The following is an 18,104-nucleotide window of genomic DNA, read 5'->3' as shown; positions in this document are numbered from 1 at the left end:
CCCGTCGGGTCAGCTTGAGCGCACCGCGTCTTGTCGGTGGGCGCCGGCACGATGACCGGCATGGGGGAACAACTCGTCGCGGCCGTCGCCGCCGCGCTGCCTGACGTCGTGTCCGCGATCCCGCCCGCGCCCGCGGCCGCCCTGGGCAGGCTGGGGAGCCGGGGACCGGTGGTGCGCCGGTCGCAGGTGCCGGAGCCGCCGGTCGTGGCGGCGCTGCGCGCGGTGGAGCCGTGGGTGGTGGAGCGGGTGCACGGCGCCCTGGAGGGTCCGCTGGCGCGGCTGCGCCTGCCCGACCTCGGGTTGACCGGCGGGCTCGCCCCGCCGCCGTCGGGCGCGTTCGCCACCCTCCACGCCGGGTCGGAGCCGGAGGCGCTGCGGGAGACGCGGCTGCTGGCGCGCACCAGGCCGGGGCTGCTGGAGCTGGTCGCCGCCACGAGCGCGGGCCTGCCCGCGGAGGCGCTGCTGGGACCGCTCCGGGTGGGCGGGGACGAGGAGGCGTTGGCGGCGGCGCACGGTGCCGGTCACCTCGCGCTGGCCGTCATCACCTCCGCCTTGGCCCTGCGCGAGCTGGGGCAGGGCACCGCGGCGGTGGTGGGGACGGCGTTGGGGGTGGCGACCGAGCGGCTGCGCAGCGCCCCGGTGCCGCCCGGCTACGCCGACGCGGTGGTGGCCCGCCGCCGGGCCGAGTACCGGCTGCCGCAGGCGGGCAGCGACACCGTCGCGGTGCGCGACCACGCCTTCGCCCTCGCCGAGGGGGCTTTCCCCGTGGGCGCGGACTTCACCGCGAACGGCCTGGTGGACGTCGTGCCGGGCGGGGTCGTGGTCCGCACCGGCGGGGAGCGGGGGACCCTCGCCGTCGGCTTCCGCGTGCTGGCCGGGCCGCCCGACGAGGTGGACACCGCCGAGTGGGACGAGGTCGTGGACGTGAGCTGGACGGCGACCCGCGGTGACGCCCGCCTGCTCGGCTCCGACGAGGCCCGCCCCGCCCCGCGCCCCGGCGGCGCGCCGGAGCAGGTCTGGGGCCTGCGCACACCGCCGTGGCCGGGCGACTACCGGGTGCGCGTGCACGCCTACGGCCGCGACGACCCGAGCGGCGAGAGCGCCGCCATCTGGCTGTGGGAGGCACCCGCCGAGCCGCCGCGCGTCCACGCCAGGGCGGATCGGCTGGGGCACCGCCTGCGCGGGGAACCCGAACCGCCCCCGGTCCACCGCCCGGAGGCGGCGTACCGGTGGGTCCAGCGCAGCGGGCTGTCCGTGGCGGCCACCGTCACGGTCGTCACGGGCTCGTCCGCCGCCGAGGTGGTGCGGGCGTTCGGCGCGGACCCGGGGGCCCCCGCCTCGCTGGCGGACCTGCGCAGCGGGGCCCACGGCTGGGAGCAGATGTGGCTGGCCGTGCTCGACCGGGGCGCGGACGTGCTGGTGGTCGAGGAGAACGGCTTCACCGGCAGCCACGGGCCGGTGTTGTCCCTGGCCTCCCGCTCGGGCCGGGCGGCGAGCATGTTCTGGAACGTCAACGCCGTCACCAGGTTGTCGTTCGCCGAGCGCGGCGAGGTGCTCGGCTCCTGCGAACCCGGCCTGACCCCGTCCCCGGACCACCCGGCGGCCGCGGCGGCGATGGCGGACCTCGACTTCGCGAACTTCCGCGACAAGCACGAGAAGGGGCTCGTCGCCGTGGAGCGCTTCACCGGCCGCGGCCTGACCGAGGACGACCTGCACCGGATCACCGAGGCGGGCGTGGCCTACCTCATCCCGCAGTGGCCGGGGTGAGCGCGTGCACCACCACGCCGGTGAGGACAACGAGGTGGTGAAGCCCGGGACGACGTCGCCAACGGCCGTTCACGGCACTGCGCGGCGGCAGCCGTCACACCCCACCCACCGCGGGGAGCAAAGCGGACTCTCCGGGCGTTGAACGGGGTGATGAACACCCTCCGCTTCCACGTCCTCGGTGACTCGCTCGCCGCGGGGGTCGGGTGCACCAGGGCCGATCAGACCCTGGGGCACCGGCTGTCCGACACCCTGCGCCGAGCGGGCCACCAGGTCGACCTGAGCCTGCACGCCGTCTCCGGCGCCCGGTCCACCGACCTCGCCCCCCAGGTCCGCTCCGCCACGGCGGCGGGCGTGGACCTGGCGCTGGTCGTCATCGGCGCCAACGACCTCATCTCCTTCACCCCGCCCCAGGCGGGCGCCCGGCTGCTCGGGGAGGCGGTGCGGGGTCTCACCGGCACCGGCGCCGCCGTCGTCGTGGCCACCACCCCCGACCTCAGCATCGTCACCGCCGTGCCCGAGCCGTTCCGCGACGTGGTCCGGCAGGTCAGCGCCGCCTACGCGCAGGCGCAGGCCGACGCCGTGGACCGGGCGGGCGGCTCGGTCGCCGCCGTGGGCGCGGAGCTGTTCGACAGCTTCCGCGCCAACCCGGCCCTGTTCTCCGGCGACCGCTTCCACCCCTCCCCCGCCGGCTACGCCCTCATCGCGGACGCCCTCGCCCCGCACCTGCTCACCGCCGCCACCCGCCACGCCGCCTGAGCGGACCGCGCCCGCACCTCGGGACGGGTGGCCGGGGCGGGGGTGAGCGGCCAAGCTCGGGGCAGGACCGAGGGAGGAGCGGGATGGCAGCACCGGACAAGCGGGACCCGTCGACCGTGGGCGAGCGGACGTGGGCCGTGCACGGGGGCAACGACCCGCACGCGACGACGGGGCCGATCCGGACCCCGCTGGTGCTGGCGAACTCCTACCACCTGCCCGAGGACGCCTCCCAGGTGAGCTGGTCGGCGGCCGGTGGGCTGTTCTACGCCCGCAACGGCCACGCCAACCAGCACGTGCTGGAGGCGAAGCTGGCGGCGCTGGACGGGGGTGAGGCGTCGGTCGTGTTCGCGACCGGGGTCGCCGCGCTGCACGCGCTGTTCTTCACCCACCTGCGCAGCGGCGACCACGTCGTCGTCTCCAGCGTGACCTACGAGGCGGTGTGGCGGCTGTTCGCCGAGCTGCTGCCGCGCCGCTACGGCATCGAGGCGTCGTTCGTCGACGTCACCGACCTCGACGCGGTCCGCGGGGCGCTGCGGCCGACCACCAGGCTGCTGCACGTCGAGTCCATCGCCAACCCCACCACCGCGGTGGCCGACGTCGCCGCGCTGGCGGAGGTCGCGCACGGGGCCGGGGCGCTGCTCAGCGTCGACAGCACGTTCACGCCACCGCCGCTCTACCGGCCGCTCGCCGACGGCGCGGACGTGGTGGTGCACTCGCTGACCAAGTTCATCAACGGCCACGGCGACGCGATGGGCGGGGTGGTGACCGGCAGCCGCGCCCTGCTCGACCAGGTCCGGGCGGACGCGCTGGTGGACGTGGGCGGGGTGCTGTCGCCGTTCAACGCGTGGTTGATCACGCGCGGCTCGGTGACCCTGCCCCTGCGGCTGCGCGCGCAGGTGGCCTCCGCCCAGCGCATCGCGGAGTTCCTGGAGCAGGACCCGCGGGTCGCGTTCGTCGCCTACCCGGGCCTGCCGAGCCACCCGCAGCACGAGCTCGCCCGCCGCCAGTTCACCGGCGGCTTCGGCGCGGTGCTGACCTTCGCCCTCACCGGCGACTCGGCGGCGCACACCCGCTTCGTCAACGCCCTGAAGGTCATCACGCCCGCGGTGTCGCTGGGCCACGACGAGACGCTGATCGTGCACGCGGGCCCGGGCACCAGGGGCGGCGACGAGAACTACCCCGAGCACTTCCACCGCGCCGGTCACCTGCGCCTCGCCGTCGGTCTGGAGGACACCGACGACCTGGTTGACGACCTCGCCGCGGCCCTGGACACCGCCTGACGGCGACGGGCCGCGCTCGCCGTGCCCGCGGTCGCGCCCCCGCCTAGGGTTGGCGCACCAGCGCCGCGGAGGAGTGCGATGAGCGACACCAAGGCCATGGCGCGTGCCGAACGCGCGGAACTCGTGGACTTCCTGGCGACCCTCACCCCCGAGGAGTGGGAGGCGCCGACCCTGTGCGCGCGCTGGCGGGTCCGGGACGTCGTGGCGCACGTCTTCGACTACGACTCGCTCGGGGTGGGCGGCACCGTGCGCCGGTTGGTCAAGGGCGGCGTCGCCGGGAACCAGGCCGGTGTGGACGAAGCACGCGCACGCACCCCGGCGGAGCTGCTGGCGGTGGCCAGGGAGCGCGTCTCGCCACACGGCCTGCCCGCCGCGTTCGGGGCCCGCATCGCGCTGACCGATGGGCTGGTGCACCACCAGGACATCCGGCGCCCGCTCGGCAGGCCCCGGGAGATCCCGCCGGAGCGGCTGGTGGCGGTGCTGGGCTTCGCGAGGATCGCGCCGCCGATCGGCGCGGCCAAGCGGGTCAGGGGATTGCGACTGCGGGCGACCGATGTGGACTGGGCAGCGGGCGAGGGCCCGGTGGTGGAAGGCCCCGCCGAGCCGCTGCTGATGGCGATGGCGGGGCGCGCCGGGGCGGTGGAGCAGCTGTCGGGCGCCGGGGTGGCGACGCTGGCCAGCCGCCTGTGAGGAACCGGGCGGGGGTCAGCGGCAAGATTCGCGGACGTACCCCGCGGACCCTTGGGGCAGCACGTCCTTGTCCCTGCGGACGATGCTGAGCGATCCCCACTTCGCGCAAGCGTTCGCCAGTCCCTCATCGGTGTACTCGATGACGATGACGTTGTCCGCGAAGTAGGGGGTGTAGTCGCCGCAGTTGTCCTGCTCCCCGCACTCCTCGACCACCGCGAAGTCCGCACCGTTCGCCTGTCGTCGGGGCGCGAGGTCGGAGGTGTTCTTCTGCGCGATGGCCAACCCCGCCCGGTGGGCGTGGGCGGCCAGGAGGCGGAAGAAGGCCTGCGCCTCGTCGGCGGTGAGCAGGTCCTGGGAGCGCGTGTAGCTGTCGAAGTTGTCCGGCTCGACCGCCCGGTAGCCCTTGGCCGCGCACTCGTCGATCCACCGCCCCACCTTGGCGGCGACGCGGGTGCGCTTGTTCTCGGTGCGCAGGTCGAGCAGGGCCTCGTCCCACTCCTCGTCGATCACCGGCTCGCCCCCGGTGCCGCGGAGCAGCAGGTCGGGGTCCCACTCCCCCTCGGCACCGGGCTGGGCCTGGAAGGCGTTGACGTAGCAGATGGAGTACACGCCGGGAGCGGCGTCGGCGGTGCGATCGCGGCTGAGCACCCGGACCCCGTCCGGCGGCTCGTAGGCGCCGCCCAACTGGTAGTCGAACGCCGCCCCGGCGGGCGGGGCGGCCACCGCAGGTCGCGACGCGGGCCCCGCGGACGCCGGAGGACCACCAGGCCCCTCCGATGTGGCGCTGCACGAGGCCACGCCGAACACCGCCACCACAGCCAGGACCAGCCCGCGCGTCACACCCGAACAGTACGGTCCCCGCCCGGCACAGCCACCGCCGCACGGCTGATGGCACCGAGGTGAGGCGGCTCACGACCAGGGCGGAACACCAGGCGGGGGATCGCCGTTGTACGTGCTGGTCGGTGCGGAACGAGTCCCCGGGCCTCACCCACTGCCTTCGCGGAACACCCCCACGGGAGCCGCGTCGCGCCACTCGCCGCGAGGCGACCGCCGCACCGACCCCCACACCAGCCCTCGGCCGCCGTCTCCCCCCTCGCGCGGCCGGGGGCTTCCCGCTCCCCAGCCCGTGTCAGGACGACGCCAGGTGCGCCTGGAGGCGCGCGTGCCGGAACTGGTGCACCGCGCCCACCTGCCGCAGCACCCCCCGGCGGCATGCGTCGTCCAGGAAAGCCGCGACCGACCACGGCAGCTTCCCCGTCAGCGGCAGCCACACCCGCGCGAACACCAGCCAGTGCCCCCACGCCGTGACGCACACCCCGATCGCGAACCCGACCACCGGCCCGACGGTGAGGTCCAGCGGCAGGGTGGCGGGGTCGAGGCGGCCCTGGGCGAGGGCCAGCAGCGCGGCGTGCAGCAGGCCCAGCACGACGCCCAGGCCCGCGAACCCGCCGACGACCATCCGGCGGTTGGTGCGCAGCAGGTGGGCGGGGTCGACGCTGGAGCGGATGTCGACCGGGGCCTCGACCCCCGCGAGCAGGCCCCAGGCGACGCCGCTGACCACGCCCATGGCGATCCCGGTGGCCAAGCCGCCGGGGAAGCCGGAGCCGGGGATGCCCATCGGGTTGTGCCCGGCGGAGTTGGCCAGGCCGAGCACCACGCCCGCGCCGAGGCCGCCCGCGACGCCGACCGCCAGCCGGGGCAGGAACCGGGCGCGCAGCCGCCGGGCGCCGCCGCGCGGGGCGAGGCGGACCCGGGAGGGCCGGAACGGGCCGCCCTCGACGGCGTTGCCGATGCCGTGGCCGAGGGCGAAGGCCAGGCCGAACCCGGCCCAGTTCTCCAGGGCCAGCACGAGCGCGTTGACCGGGGTGCCGCCCGCGGTGGGAGCGCCCAGCAGCCGGATGAGCGCACCGCTGAGCACACCGACGAACAAGCCTGCGACGACGCCGAGGACGACCATCCTGGCGGAGCGGCGCATGCTCGCGCCGAGCTGCCACCAGGCGAGGTCCTGGGTGCCGAGGCGGTCGAGGTGGCGGGCGAGGTGGGCGAGCCAGCCGCGCACGCGGTCGGGGTCCCAGCGGGCGTCGGGGTCGCGGTAGACGGTGGGGATGAAGCTGGCGAGCAGGTGGTCCTCAAGGTCGTGCTGGCTGGCGAAGCGCGCGGGGTCGAGCAGGGCGGCGGGGTCGGCGCCGTCGGGGCCGCTGTAGGCGGTGCGGGCCAGGCCGACCATGAGCGGGGTGGTCAGGACCGTGCGCAGGTTCAGGCACGCGGGGCGCTCGGGGTGCGCGCGCAGCTCGGCCAGCACCGGGTCCCAAGCGGTGCCGCCGCCGGACTTGCGGGCGGTGCGGGGCAGGTAGTCGGCGAGGTCGGCGACGGTGAGGTCGGTCAGCCGCACGGCCGCGGCGGCGGTGAGGGCCGCCGCGCCCGCCACCGCCGCGTACTCGCCGGGGCGGCTGGTGAGCAGCAGCGGCAGGGTGGTGGCGTTGAGCGCGTCGAGGGCGGGCCGGTGCAGCCCGGTGGCCAGCTCGTCGAACCCGTCGAGCACCGGCAGCACCCGCCCGGCCTCGACGAGCGCGGTCGCCAGGTCGCCGCCGTCGGGGCCGGTGGCCTCCAGACCGGGGTGGTCGCGCACGAGCTGGGCGGCCAGCCAGTCGCGGAACAGGGTCGCGGTCGGGTCCCACGAGCCGAGGGCGAACACCACCGGGACGGCGCCGCCGGGCGGTCGGGCGCCCAGCAGGTCGAGGACGAAGCGGGCGGCGAGCACCGACTTGCCCGACCCGGTGCGCCCGAGCACCACCAGCCGCCCGGACGGCACCCGCCGGTACACCTCGGCCACCTCCGGCAGCCGCCCGGCCAGGTCCAGCGGGCGCGCGGTGGCGCCCGGCGAGGCGCGGCAGATGTTCTCCCAGTGGTCCATGACCCCCTCGGGGGCCAGCTGCCAGCGCACGGGGAGCGGGAACGGGTCCTGCACCCGCCGCAGCTCCTCCTCCCGGCCCAACCGCGCCCCGACCGCGTGCGCCAGGTCGTCGGCGGCCGCGGCCAGCCTGCGCTCCAAGGTCGACTCGACCGGCGCGGCGGGTGCGAGCAGGCCCACTGCACCGCTCGGGCGCACCGCCGCGGGCTCGGTGCGATTCGGCGCCCCTGCGGGCGGCTCGGTGTCGCGGCCCGCCTCCTCGGCGGGTGGCGCGACGACGGGTTCGGCGGGAGCGGCGGGCTCAGCGCGCTCGGCGGCTTCGGCGGGGACGACGAGTTCGGCGGAACCAACAAGTTCGGCGGGGACAGCGAGTTCGGCGGCAGCGGCGTGCCCGTCGACCACCGCCAGCACCCGGGCCCGCTCGTCCGGGGCCAACCCCAGGGCGTCGGCGAGCAGGCGCACCGTGTCCAATTGGGGGTTCGCCCGCTCCCCCGTCTCCAGCCTGCGGATCGTGCGCACCGACACCCCGGCCCGATCGGCCAGCTCCTCCTGGGTCAGCGGCACCCGCCTGCGCAATTCCCTGAGCACCACGCTGAACTGCGTCGTCACGGCTCGAACCTTAACCAGCGCGGAGCGCTCCGACGGCCCCCACCGGGGGATTGCGCCCAACAAGACGCGTGCCCTGTCACCCACTCGCGCCGACACCGCCGAAGGCCTGGCGCGCGCATGCCACCCCGTGTCCCAGTTGGCCATTCAGCTTGACACACCGACAGGTGGACAGACCCCTGGGAAAAGGGCAACCCCCGAGAGGTGGATGACCCTGAGAAATGGATTACAGGGTGCCCGCGCAGCGATATGCCTAACCGCGATTCCAGTGGGCAACCTGGCGCATGTCCGCCATCCAGAACGACGACGCACCGGATCCCGATCCGGCCAGAGACCTCCTGCGCCTCGCGGCCCTGCTGCACAGCGCGGGCACCGCGGCCCACGTCCTCACCCTGACCGCCGCGACCGCCCAGCTCGCCATCCCCGGCACCGACCTCGCCAGCGTCACGGTGCGCGGGCCGGACGGCCTGCTCAGCACCCCGATCAGCCTGGACCCGGTGGCCGCGGAGCTCGACAACCTCCAGTACGAGACCGGGGAAGGGCCCTGCGTCGACGCGGCGGCCGGGCGCGGCGGGGTCCGGGCGCTCGACGACGACACCACCTGGCCCACCTTCAGCGCGCTCGCCACCAGCCGCGGCTACCGCTCGGTGCTCGCGACGACGATCCTCGGCACCCAGCCGGACGGGGTGGCCAAGGGCGCGCTCAACCTCTACTCGACCGCCGCCGGGGCCTTCGACGACGAGGACGCCGACACCGCGCTAGTCCTGGCCGCGGCGTTGTCCCTCGCGCTCGCGGACACCGGCGCCACCACCTACGCCGACCTGCGCCGCGCCCGCCTGCCGCACCCCATCGGCGCCGCCGCCCTCGCCGAGCGCAGCGCGCAGGCCATGGCGGGCCCGCGCTCGTCCCCGCGCGAGGGCGCGGCGCTGCACGAGGTCGCGGGCAGGCTCAACACCACGCTGGCGGGGCTCGACGGCGTGCTCACCGCCCAGCGCTCCCACCTGCTCGGCGGCTGACCGGCGGCGCCGTCACCGGTCGATGCGCGCCAGCACCGCCCAGACGCCCACCTCGCCCGCCGCGAGCAGCGGCACGTCGGCGCGCCCGCGCGCGATCTCGAAGACCGCGCGCAGGTGCGTGCCGGGCTCGGCCACCAGGCACACCGAGACGCCGCGGGCGCGCAGCGCGAGGCCGAACCGCAACAGCTCGCGCACCCCGGCGACGCAGCAGAAGTCCAGGGAGCGCAGGTCGACGGCCACGCACGACGCCGGGTCCTCGGGGGCGGCGTCGTGCAGCTGCGACCGGCACCGACCGAGGACGGTGCGGTCCAGCTCGCCCAGCAGCTCCACGAACACCAGACCGCCGCTCTCCTCGGTCACCAGCACGGCGAACACGGCACACACCCCTCACACCCCCGCGGGACAGGTCTGCGCGAATACCCCACGTCACGCGGGTCATGCTGCGGGTTCCGGACACCGGCGGCGCCGCGCGGGCGGGCGCGCCGAGCCGCACCCGGGTTTGACATCCGCCCACCGGGGGAAGTGATCAGCGCGGGTGGCGCACCCCCGCTCCGGGCGGAGCCGGACGGGTGCGGCACACCGCGCGGACGCAGGGGCAATGGTGGCCCGTTCGGGCGAACTTCGACCGGGACAGGTCGAGGCGAGCCCACCGGGTGCACGGGGTGCCCGGAGGAGAACGGGCTGGAGGGCAGACGGGTGTTCACGCTCGACACGGGGTCGCTGGGCCGCGCGACGGCGGTCATCGCCGTCGCGGGGGACGTGCGGGCCGGGGAGGCGGGCGCCTTGGCCAAGGCGCTCACCGAGGCGCGGGGACGGGTCGAGCAAGCCGTCGTCGTCGTGCTGGACCTGCGGGGTGTGGGCGCCCTGTCCACCGCGGCCGTGCGCGAGGTCGTGGCGTTCTGCGCGGCCACGGACGCGCTGGGGTTCACCGCGTGGCTGGTGACGGCGCCGTCGGGCCACGTGCGCGAACTGCTCGCCATCGCCGGGGTGCACCGGTTCGCGCGCGAGGTGTCCGCTGAGGACCTGGGGGTGCGGGAATCCGCCGCGCAGCGGTGAAGCGGGCGTCTCACCCCCCTGTGGTCGTGGCTTCCGATCCCCTGGGGCCGCGAGTACGGTGAGCCACCCGTCATGCGACGTTGGAGGTGCGGCGTGCGAGACACGAGCGGTGCACGGACCGGGTCGGCCGTGGTCCGCGCGGTCTTCCGCGGGGCCGTCGACATCAGCAGCACCGAGGAGTTCCGCGCGGCGCTCGACGCCGCGTTCGACCGGACGGCGCCCGAGGCGGAGCTGGTCGTCGACCTCACCCCGCTGGAGCTGCTGGCCGCGTCGGGCCTGCGCGAGCTGGTGCGGCTGCACCACCGCTGCGCGGCCGCGGGCGTGCGGCTCACCGTCCTGGTGCGACCGGGCTCGATCGTCGCGCGAGTCATCGACATCGCCGCGGCCCGCCTCCCCCGCCAGCCGCGCGTCGACGGCCCCCGGCACCCCTGACCCGGGTTTCGCGCCCCGGGCGCGGGGAAGCCGGTGGCAGCCGATCACGGGAGGCCACCGATGACCAGCTCGACGCGCGCGGCGACCGGCGCGGGTCCGCGCGACGCCCTCCGGCTGCCCGGCACCCTGCTCGGCGTCGGGCTGGGCGGGTTCGTCGACGGCATCCTGCTGCACCAACTGCTGCGCTGGCACCACATGCTCACCAGCACCGACACCGACAACATCGGCGTGCCCTACTACGACCCAGGCACGGTCTCCGGGCTGGGCATGAACACCGTGTGGGACGGGGTCTTCCACACCGTGTGCTGGCTCGCCGTGCTCACCGGCCTGGCGCTGCTCCACTCGCGGCTCACCGCTGACCGCCGCACCCCGTGGACCTCCCGGGCGCTGTGGGGGTGGGTGCTGGTGGGCTGGGGCCTGTTCAACCTGGTCGAAGGTGTCCTCGACCACCACGTGCTCGGCATCCACCACGTGCGGAGCGGTCCGGGTCAGCTGTGGTGGGACCTCGGGTTCCTGCTGCTGGGGGCGCTGCTGGTGCTCGGCGGGTGGGCGCTGCGGCGCAGCGCGCGGCCGCTGCCCGCCCGGTCCTGATGCACCACCACGGCGCGGACGCGGGCGCGGCCCTGCCCGCGCTCGTCCTGGCTCTGGCCGCGGCGACCTACCTGTCGTTGGTGCGCCGCTCCCGCGCCCGCAACCCCGCTCGGGGCTGGAGCCCTTGGCGCACCGCGAGTTTCGGCGCCGGGCTCGTCCTCCTCGCCGTCGCGTTCCTGCCGCCGGTGGCGACGTGGGCGCGAGCGGACTTCCGCGGGCACATGGTGCAACACCTCATCGTCGGGATGTACGCACCGGTGGCGCTGGTGCTCGGCGCTCCCGCGACGCTGCTCCTGCGCGCCCTTCCCGTGCACCAGGGCAGGCGGCTGAGCGCGCTCCTGCACAGCCGTCCGCTGCGTGCGCTCGCCCACCCGCTGACGGCGTTGCTCCTGTCCACGGTCAGCTTGGTGCCGCTGTACTTCACACCACTCTTCACTGTCCTCACCGCCCACCCGGCCGGGCACTGGTTGCTGCACGCGCACTTCCTCGTCGCGGGCACCCTCTTCGCGCACGTGATCGCCGGGCCCGACCCGCACCCGGGACGGCCCGGCACCCGCACCCGGCTCGTCTACCTCGGCTGCGCGATCGCGGTGCACGCGGTGGTCTCACAACTGCTGTACGGCGGCTTCTGGACCCGCGTGGACGCGCCAGCCGACCAGGTGCGCGGTGCCGCGGAGGTCATGTACTACGGGGGTGACCTCGCCGAACTCCTGCTCGCCGTCGCCCTGCTGACCACAGCCCGCACCCGCGCCCGGCGGTCCGCGGCTGCTGCGAGCGCGTGACGGACGGTGGAGCGGGAGACTGCCTGCGCGGTCAGGCAGCCGCGGCGACGCGCAGGGTCGGCACGTCGAGGAAGTCGACGACGCGGGCGACCGCCCGCGGCGCCGAGCGCAGCACCAGGGTGGCCCCGTGCCGGTCGGCGTGGTCGGCCAGCGCGAGCAGGGAGCGGTGGTCGGCGAACCCGAGGTCGGCGACGTCGAGGACGACCCGGCCGTCGGCCCCGGGCTCCGGGTCGGCGCGGTCGAGGACCGCGCGGAGCAGGTCGAGGGTGGCCAGGTCCAGCTCCCCCGCGAGCCCGGCGGTGGCGCCCGGCGTGCCGAAGAGGCGGAAGCGGGTGGCGGGGTCGTTGCCGGTGGCGTGCACCGCCGAGAGCTGCTCGATCGCCCGTTCGCCCAGGCCGCGGTCGTAGGCGCACATGGCCGAGAACGGCACGTCCACCATCATCCGCTCGACGCGGTGCTCGTAGCGGGTGAAGGCGGCCAGCTGGGGCCCGGTGGCGACCAGCTCGGTGCAGTCGGCGGCCACCCGCAGGCCGGTGTACCCGGCGGCCACGGCGGCGGCGGTGGCCGCGGCGTACACCCGGACCTGCTCGTCGGGCCGCACCACCGCGCCCGCGGTGTAGGTGTCGTCGAGCGAGACCACCCGGGCACCACCCGCGCCGAGCGCGGCGCGCAGCCGCCCCGCGGCCGGGTCGCCCGTGCCGAGCAGCCGGTCGGTGAGCTCGCCGGGGTCGCCCGGGGCGACCAGCCAGACCTGCTGGCCCAGGCCGATGCCCTGGTCGAGGAAGGTCCGCGCCCGTCCGACGAACTCCTCGGCACCGTCGCAGGCCCAGCAGACGTGATCGGCGCGGCCCAGGTCACCGGTGTGCTCGACCGTCCCGTGGCGCCGCATCACCCCACCCTAGCCGAGGTGCGGTCGATCCTGACCCGTCCGCGCCGGGTGTGGCCAGGTGTTCACCCGCGCGGGGGCCGCCCACCGCCCGGACCGCGCCGGGCGCGGGGCCCGGGGGCGCCCGCGGCGGGCGGCCTAGACTAGCGTCACCCCAGTCCAGCCCACGACAACGGAGGAGCACGGGTGTCGACCGGCAGCACCGTCCAGGCCGCGCACGCCGACGTGGTGGGCGAGGCGGGTCGCCGCCGGACCTTCGCCGTGATCAGCCACCCGGACGCGGGCAAGTCCACGCTCACCGAGGCCCTGGCGCTGCACGCGCGGGTCATCTCCGAGGCCGGGGCCGTGCACGGCAAGGCGGGGCGGCGCGGGGTGACCTCGGACTGGATGGAGATGGAGCGCGCCCGCGGCATCTCCATCACCTCCGCGGCGTTGCAGTTCGGCTACGGCGACGCGGTGGTGAACCTGCTGGACACCCCCGGGCACGCCGACTTCTCCGAGGACACCTACCGGGTGCTGTCGGCGGTCGACTCGGCGGTGATGCTGCTCGACGCGGCCAAGGGCCTGGAGCCGCAGACGCTGAAGCTGTTCGACGTGTGCCGCCACCGGGGCATCCCGGTCATCACCTTCATCAACAAGTGGGACCGGCCCGGCCGCGAGGCGCTGGAGCTGTGCGACGAGCTGACCGAGCGGATCGGCCTGCAGCCGATGCCGCTGACCTGGCCGGTGGGCCAGGCCGGGCACCTGCGCGGGGTGCTCGACGTGCGCACCGGGCAGTTCGTGGAGTACCAGCCGACCGCGGGCGGGGCCACCGCCGCCCCGGACGTGCGGCTGGACCCGGCCGCGGCGGCCGAGGCGGTCGGCGCGGAGTGGGCGCGGGCCTGCGAGGAGGCCGAGCTGCTCCAGGCCTCCGACGGGGAGTTCGACGTCGACCGGTTCGCCGCCGCGTCGGCCACCCCGGTGCTCTTCGGCGCGGCGGTGCGCAACTTCGGCGTGCGCCACCTGCTCGACCTACTCGTGGAGCTGGCCCCGCAGCCGACCCCGCGGGCCGGTGTGGATGGTGCCGACCGGCCGCTGGACGCGCCGTTCTCGGCGTTCGTGTTCAAGGTGCAGACCGGCATGGACCCCGCCCACCGCGACCAGATCGCGTTCGCCCGGGTGTGCTCGGGGGTGTTCGAGCGCGGCATGGTCGTGACCAACGCGGTCTCGGGCAAGCCGTTCGCCACCAAGTACGCCCACCAGGTCTTCGGCCAGCAGCGCTCGACCCTGGACACCGCCTTCCCCGGCGACGTCATCGGCCTGGTGAACGCCAACGCGCTGCGGGTGGGCGACACCTTGCACGACGGCAAGCCCGCGGTGCGCTTCCCCGGGCTGCCCAGCTTCGCCCCCGCGCACTTCGCCGTGGCGCGCCCGGTGGACCTGGGCCGGGCCAAGCAGTTCCGCAAGGGGGTCGAGCAGCTCGGCGCCGAGGGCGTGGTGCAGGTGCTGCGCTCGGACCTGCGCGGGGACGCGGCGCCGGTGTTCGCCGCCGTCGGCCCCATGCAGTTCGAGGTGGCCGCGCACCGGATGGAGCACGAGTTCAACTCCCCCGTGCGCCTGGAGCACCTGGCCTACCGCACCGTGCGCCTGCTCGCCCGCCCCGACCAGCGCACCACCGTCGACGGCGGCACCCGCAGCGAGGTGCTGACCCGGCTCGACGGCGCCGACCTGGCGCTGTTCCTCGACGACATGGCGCTGCGGCTCATGCAGCGCGCGCACCCGGACCTGGAGCTGCGCCCCCTGCTGGCCGAGGGCGGCAGCTGAGGCAGGCGCCCCGAGGGGTGGCCCTCACAGGGCGCCGGTGAGCGCTTGCAGGCCGAGGCTGGACGCGGCGACGGCGACCCAGAGCAGCCCGCCGAGCAGCAGCGGACGCACCCCGGCCGCGCGCAGGTCGGCGGGGCGCAGGGCCAGACCGGTGCCCGCCAGCGCCGTGGTGACCAGGAACGCGCCGGTCGCGCCGAGCGCGGGCAGCCAGGGGTCGGGCACCAGGCCCGCGGAGCGCAGCGTGGCGGCGGCGAGGAACCCGACGAGGAACGGCGGCACGACCCGGTGCCAGGGCACGGGCCCGTGCGCGCCACCGCGGCGGGCGACCAGGGCGGCGAGGCCGAGCACCACCGGGATGATCATCAGGCTGCGCGCCAGCTTGACCACCACGGCGTGCCTGCCCGCCTCGGCGCCGTAGGCGTAGCCCGCGGCCACCACCGAGGACGTGTCGTTGACCGCGGTGCCCGCCCACAGCCCGAACGCCTGCGCGTCGAGGTGCAGCAGGTGCCCCAGCGGCGGGAACAGCAGCACGGCCGCGACGTTGAAGGTGACGATGGTGCCCACCGCGTAGGCGGTGTCGGCCTGGCGGGGCCGCAGCACCGAGCCCGCGGCGGCGATGGCGGACGCGCCGCAGATGCCGGTGCCCACCGCGATCAGCGTCCTGGTGTCCCCGCCGACGCCGAGCAGCCTGCCCAGCATCAGCCCGCCGCCCAGCGCGACCGCCAGCGTGCCGAGCATGACCGGCAGCGACCCGACGCCCACCCGCGCGACCTCCCCGAGGGGCAACCCGGTGCCCAGCACGACGATCGACAGCGGGAGCACCACCCGCCCGGCGAAGCCGAAGCCGTCCGTCCACACCGGACCGCGCAACCGCGGCACGAGCGACCCGGCGGCCGCGCCCAGCGCGATCCCGAACACCGGCCCGCCCACCAGCGGCACCACCGCGCCCAGCGCCGTGGCGACCGCCGCGACGGCCACGGCCACCAGCAGGCCGGGCACGACCCGGCGCACCGGGGGCCGCGCCGCGGCGGTGGGCCGGTCCGCGACACCGGCGCTCATGACCCGCACCCCGGACGTGACCGCTCCACCCCGCACCTCCAAATGTCTGTACATTTGAAGCTACGAGTTGTCCGTACATTTGACAAGCCAGTGCGGCGGGGGCCACTCGCTAGAGTGCGCGCGGGAGGTGCCGTGGTCGCAGTCGAGTTGGACCGCAGCGGGGCGACGCCGCTGTGGCGGCAGGTGCGCGAGCACCTGCTGGCGCGCATCGGCGCGGGCGAGTTCGACCGGCACTTCCCCGGCGAGCTCGCCCTGGTCGAGGAGTACGGGGTGAGCAGGCAGACCGTCCGCCAGGCGCTGCGCGACCTGCGCGCCGACGGCACGGTGGTCGCCGAGCGCGGCAGGCAGCCCAGGGTCGCCGCACCGGCGGAGATCACCCAGCCGGTCGGCGCGCTGCACAGCCTGTTCGCCGCGGTGGAGGCGGCGGGCCTGGCCCAGGACAGCGTGGTGCACCGGCTGGAGGTGCACGCCGACGCGCTGGTGGCCGAGCGCCTGGGCCTGGAGGCGTCGACCCCGCTGGTGCACCTGGAGCGGCTGCGCCTGGCGGGCGGCGACCCGCTGGCGATCGACCGGGTGTGGCTGCCCGCCGCCACCGCCCGGCCGCTGCTCGACGCTGACTTCCGGCACACCAGCCTGTACGCCGAGCTGCACCGGGCGACCGGCCTGCGGGTCGAGCACGGCCGCGAGGAGGTCCGCGCCGTGCTGCCCACCGCCGCCGAGCGCGCCCGGTTGCGCTGCGGCGCGGGCACGGCGGCGCTGTCGATCACCCGGCTCGGGTGGGCGCGCGGCGTTCCGGTGGAGTGGCGGCACACCCTGGTGCGGGGTGACCGCTTCGCGCTGACCGCCGACTTCTCCGGCCGCGACGGCTACCGGCTCACCGGCTCACCGCGCTGAACCACCCGGGACGGCTCACGGTTCACGCGGCGCCAGCGGGTCGACGGCCGGGCTTTCCAGGACGGCGCCGTCGACGTCGAAGCGGGAGGCGTGGCACGGGCAGTCCCAGCTGCGCTCGGCGCCGTTGAACCGCACCAGGCAGCCCAGGTGGGTGCAGCGCAGGGACACCGCGTGCAGGGCGCCCGCCCGGTCGCGGTAGACGCCCTTCTTGCCCTGGGCGTCGGAGAGCACGCGCGCCTCGTCCACCGGCACCTCGTCGGCGCTGCCCGCCTCGGCCGAGTGCAGGCGGTCGCCGACGAGGTCGGCGGCGACCTTGGCGTTCTGCTTGACCAGGGTGGGGGCGCCGCGCAGGGTGACCCGGTGCGGGGTGAACAGGTCCTGGTGCGGGCTCGCCGCGCCGCTCACCCGGTCGGCCAGGACCGCGCCCGCGGCGCTGCCCATGGCCAGGCCCCACTTGTTGAACCCGGTCGCCACCCACAGCGACGACGCCCCGGGCAGGTAGGAGCCGACCATGGGGAGCAGGTCGTAGGCCTTGGGGTCCTGGGCCGACCAGCGGTGGGTGATCTCCGCGACGTCGAAGTGCCTGCGGGCGAAGTCCTCCAGGTCGGTGTAGCGGGTGCGGTCGACCCCGCGCTCGCCCGAGGGGTGGCTGCGCCCGCCGAGGACCATGAGGTCGCCGTGCCTGCTGAACGACCAGGACGGCGAGCCCGCGCTGATCGCCAGGTCCCGCGGCGGGGCGCCGGAGGCGAGCCGGGCGGCGACGCAGTAGGAGCGCTCGGCCTCCAAGCGGGCGAAGAACAGGCCGCGGTCGAGCAGCGGGTAGTGGGTGGCGATGACGACCTGGTCCGCGGTGATCTCGCCCTCGGCGGTGCGCACGGTGTACGGGGCGGTGACGGACACGCTGCGCACGCGGCTGTGCTCGTGGATGACCCCGCCCGCCGCGGTCAGCGCGGCGGCGAGCCCGCGCACGTACTTGGCCGGGTGCAGCAGCACCTGGTCGGGCAGGCGCACCGCGCCGAAGGTCTCGAACGGCAGGTCGATCCGCTCCTCCCACTGCACCTGCAGCCCGGCGCGCTGGGCCGCCTCGAACTCGGCCTCGACGGTCCTGCGCTCCCCCTGGGCGAAGGCGTAGGTGGCGGCCGGGGCGAGCTGGAAGTCGCAGTCGATCTCCGCGGCGAGCTGGGCGACCAGGGCGACGCCATCGCCCGCCGCGGCGGCGTAGGCGGCGGCAGCGGGCTTGCCGTGCTTGGACTCGATCGAGGAGTACATCGTGGACTGCAACGCGGTGACCTTGGCGGTGTTGTTGCCGCTGACGCCCGAACCGACGGTCGCGGCCTCCACGACGGTGACGTCGACGCCCCGCCTGCGCAGCAGCAGGGCGGTGGTCAGCCCGGCGATGCCCGCCCCGACGACGACCACGTCCGCGCGCTCGGCCCCCACCAGGGCGGGGTGGTTGTCGGCGGCGGTGTCCCGCAGCCACAGCGACTGCTCAGCGGTGGTCGTCCCCACGGCGTTCCCTCCTGAAGGCTCCGGTGTCCGGGCCGGGGTTCCCGGGGGCAGCGGTCTCAACCGGAT

General features: G+C 75.8%; 17 protein-coding genes. 11 read left to right on the top strand and 6 right to left on the bottom strand.

Going from position 1 to position 18,104, the window contains the following annotated elements:
* Positions 1-60 precede the first annotated feature (60 nt).
* From BJP25_RS08920 to BJP25_RS08905, 4 genes are all read left to right on the top strand, one after another.
* On the top strand, positions 61-1,767 hold the full coding sequence (locus BJP25_RS08920) for a DUF6461 domain-containing protein (RefSeq protein ID WP_075974769.1): 1,707 nt from the start codon (positions 61-63) through the stop codon (positions 1,765-1,767).
* Positions 1,768-1,914: 147 nt separating this feature from the next.
* On the top strand, positions 1,915-2,523 hold the full coding sequence (locus tag BJP25_RS08915) for an SGNH/GDSL hydrolase family protein (protein WP_233158008.1): 609 nt from the start codon (positions 1,915-1,917) through the stop codon (positions 2,521-2,523).
* A gap of 83 nt (positions 2,524-2,606) precedes the next feature.
* Positions 2,607-3,803 carry a trans-sulfuration enzyme family protein gene (locus tag BJP25_RS08910; RefSeq protein ID WP_075974372.1) on the top strand — a complete coding sequence of 399 codons (1,197 nt, stop codon included), beginning with the start codon at positions 2,607-2,609 and terminating at the stop codon, positions 3,801-3,803.
* 78 nt (positions 3,804-3,881) lie between these two features.
* Positions 3,882-4,493, top strand: a complete 612-nt coding sequence (locus tag BJP25_RS08905; RefSeq protein ID WP_075974371.1) for a maleylpyruvate isomerase family mycothiol-dependent enzyme — start codon at positions 3,882-3,884, stop codon at positions 4,491-4,493.
* Positions 4,494-4,508: 15 nt separating this feature from the next.
* On the opposite strand, the gene BJP25_RS08900 is transcribed toward BJP25_RS08905, so the two are convergent.
* Together BJP25_RS08900 and BJP25_RS08895 are read right to left on the bottom strand one after the other, a co-directional pair.
* The gene (locus BJP25_RS08900; RefSeq protein ID WP_075974370.1) at positions 4,509-5,333 is read right to left on the bottom strand and encodes an endo alpha-1,4 polygalactosaminidase; all 825 of its coding nucleotides are present in this window, start codon (positions 5,331-5,333) and stop codon (positions 4,509-4,511) included.
* 289 nt (positions 5,334-5,622) lie between these two features.
* A complete protein-coding gene (locus BJP25_RS08895; protein WP_075974369.1) occupies positions 5,623-8,013 on the bottom strand; it encodes a helix-turn-helix transcriptional regulator in 2,391 nt (796 codons plus the stop codon).
* A gap of 281 nt (positions 8,014-8,294) precedes the next feature.
* Here BJP25_RS08895 and BJP25_RS08890 point away from each other — a divergent pair, with 281 nt between their 5' ends.
* A complete protein-coding gene (locus BJP25_RS08890; protein ID WP_075974368.1) occupies positions 8,295-9,026 on the top strand; it encodes a GAF domain-containing protein in 732 nt (243 codons plus the stop codon).
* 12 nt (positions 9,027-9,038) lie between these two features.
* Here the strand turns inward: BJP25_RS08890 and BJP25_RS08885 are convergent, their stop codons facing one another.
* On the bottom strand, positions 9,039-9,401 hold the full coding sequence (locus tag BJP25_RS08885; protein WP_075974367.1) for an STAS domain-containing protein: 363 nt from the start codon (positions 9,399-9,401) through the stop codon (positions 9,039-9,041).
* Positions 9,402-9,722: 321 nt separating this feature from the next.
* Between BJP25_RS08885 and BJP25_RS08880 the strand changes: the two genes are divergently transcribed.
* The 4 genes from BJP25_RS08880 (at position 9,723) to BJP25_RS08865 (ending at position 11,887) form a co-directional block, all read left to right on the top strand.
* Positions 9,723-10,082 (top strand): STAS domain-containing protein, encoded by a 360-nt coding sequence (locus BJP25_RS08880; RefSeq protein WP_075974366.1) that lies wholly within the window; start codon positions 9,723-9,725, stop codon positions 10,080-10,082.
* A gap of 93 nt (positions 10,083-10,175) precedes the next feature.
* Positions 10,176-10,514, top strand: a complete 339-nt coding sequence (locus BJP25_RS08875) for an STAS domain-containing protein (protein WP_158075621.1) — start codon at positions 10,176-10,178, stop codon at positions 10,512-10,514.
* A gap of 60 nt (positions 10,515-10,574) precedes the next feature.
* Positions 10,575-11,105: a DUF2243 domain-containing protein gene (locus BJP25_RS08870; protein ID WP_075974364.1), complete on the top strand. Its 531-nt coding sequence runs from the start codon at positions 10,575-10,577 to the stop codon at positions 11,103-11,105.
* A complete protein-coding gene (locus BJP25_RS08865) occupies positions 11,060-11,887 on the top strand; it encodes a cytochrome c oxidase assembly protein (RefSeq protein WP_198943399.1) in 828 nt (275 codons plus the stop codon). The genes BJP25_RS08870 and BJP25_RS08865 overlap by 46 nt, the downstream gene beginning before the upstream one ends.
* A 31-nt stretch (positions 11,888-11,918) precedes the next feature.
* Here BJP25_RS08865 and BJP25_RS08860 read toward each other — a convergent pair whose 3' ends face one another.
* Complete coding sequence (locus tag BJP25_RS08860; protein ID WP_075974363.1) at positions 11,919-12,776, bottom strand: MEDS domain-containing protein; 858 nt, start codon at positions 12,774-12,776, stop codon at positions 11,919-11,921.
* Positions 12,777-12,959: 183 nt separating this feature from the next.
* Here BJP25_RS08860 and BJP25_RS08855 point away from each other — a divergent pair, with 183 nt between their 5' ends.
* Positions 12,960-14,576, top strand: a complete 1,617-nt coding sequence (locus BJP25_RS08855; RefSeq protein ID WP_075974362.1) for a peptide chain release factor 3 — start codon at positions 12,960-12,962, stop codon at positions 14,574-14,576.
* A gap of 24 nt (positions 14,577-14,600) precedes the next feature.
* Here the strand turns inward: BJP25_RS08855 and BJP25_RS08850 are convergent, their stop codons facing one another.
* Entirely contained in the window at positions 14,601-15,635 is a 1,035-nt protein-coding gene (locus tag BJP25_RS08850) for a YeiH family protein (RefSeq protein ID WP_075974361.1), read from the bottom strand.
* 132 nt (positions 15,636-15,767) lie between these two features.
* On the opposite strand from BJP25_RS08850, the gene BJP25_RS08845 reads away from it, so the two are divergent.
* Positions 15,768-16,529 (top strand): GntR family transcriptional regulator, encoded by a 762-nt coding sequence (locus BJP25_RS08845; protein WP_075974360.1) that lies wholly within the window; start codon positions 15,768-15,770, stop codon positions 16,527-16,529.
* Positions 16,530-16,544: 15 nt separating this feature from the next.
* On the opposite strand, the gene BJP25_RS08840 is transcribed toward BJP25_RS08845, so the two are convergent.
* Positions 16,545-18,038, bottom strand: coding sequence for an FAD-dependent oxidoreductase (locus tag BJP25_RS08840; RefSeq protein WP_075974359.1), 1,494 nt, complete (start codon positions 18,036-18,038; stop codon positions 16,545-16,547).
* Positions 18,039-18,104: the final 66 nt, after the last annotated feature.

It is taken from the genome of Actinokineospora bangkokensis (assembly GCF_001940455.1).
GTDB classification, from domain to species: Bacteria; Actinomycetota; Actinomycetes; order Mycobacteriales; family Pseudonocardiaceae; genus Actinokineospora; species Actinokineospora bangkokensis.
The sequence above is the reverse complement of the archived record's forward strand: the minus strand, read 5'-3'. Positions and strand labels throughout refer to the sequence as shown.

Coding starts and splice junctions, on each gene's coding strand:
- BJP25_RS08890 (WP_075974368.1), top strand. CDS start 8,295: ATGTCCGCCATCCAGAACGACGACGCACCGGATCCCGATCCGGCCAGA.
- BJP25_RS08910 (WP_075974372.1), top strand. CDS start 2,607: ATGGCAGCACCGGACAAGCGGGACCCGTCGACCGTGGGCGAGCGGACG.
- BJP25_RS08850 (WP_075974361.1), bottom strand. CDS start 15,635: ATGAGCGCCGGTGTCGCGGACCGGCCCACCGCCGCGGCGCGGCCCCCG.
- BJP25_RS08860 (WP_075974363.1), bottom strand. CDS start 12,776: ATGCGGCGCCACGGGACGGTCGAGCACACCGGTGACCTGGGCCGCGCC.
- BJP25_RS08905 (WP_075974371.1), top strand. CDS start 3,882: ATGAGCGACACCAAGGCCATGGCGCGTGCCGAACGCGCGGAACTCGTG.
- BJP25_RS08870 (WP_075974364.1), top strand. CDS start 10,575: ATGACCAGCTCGACGCGCGCGGCGACCGGCGCGGGTCCGCGCGACGCC.
- BJP25_RS08920 (WP_075974769.1), top strand. CDS start 61: ATGGGGGAACAACTCGTCGCGGCCGTCGCCGCCGCGCTGCCTGACGTC.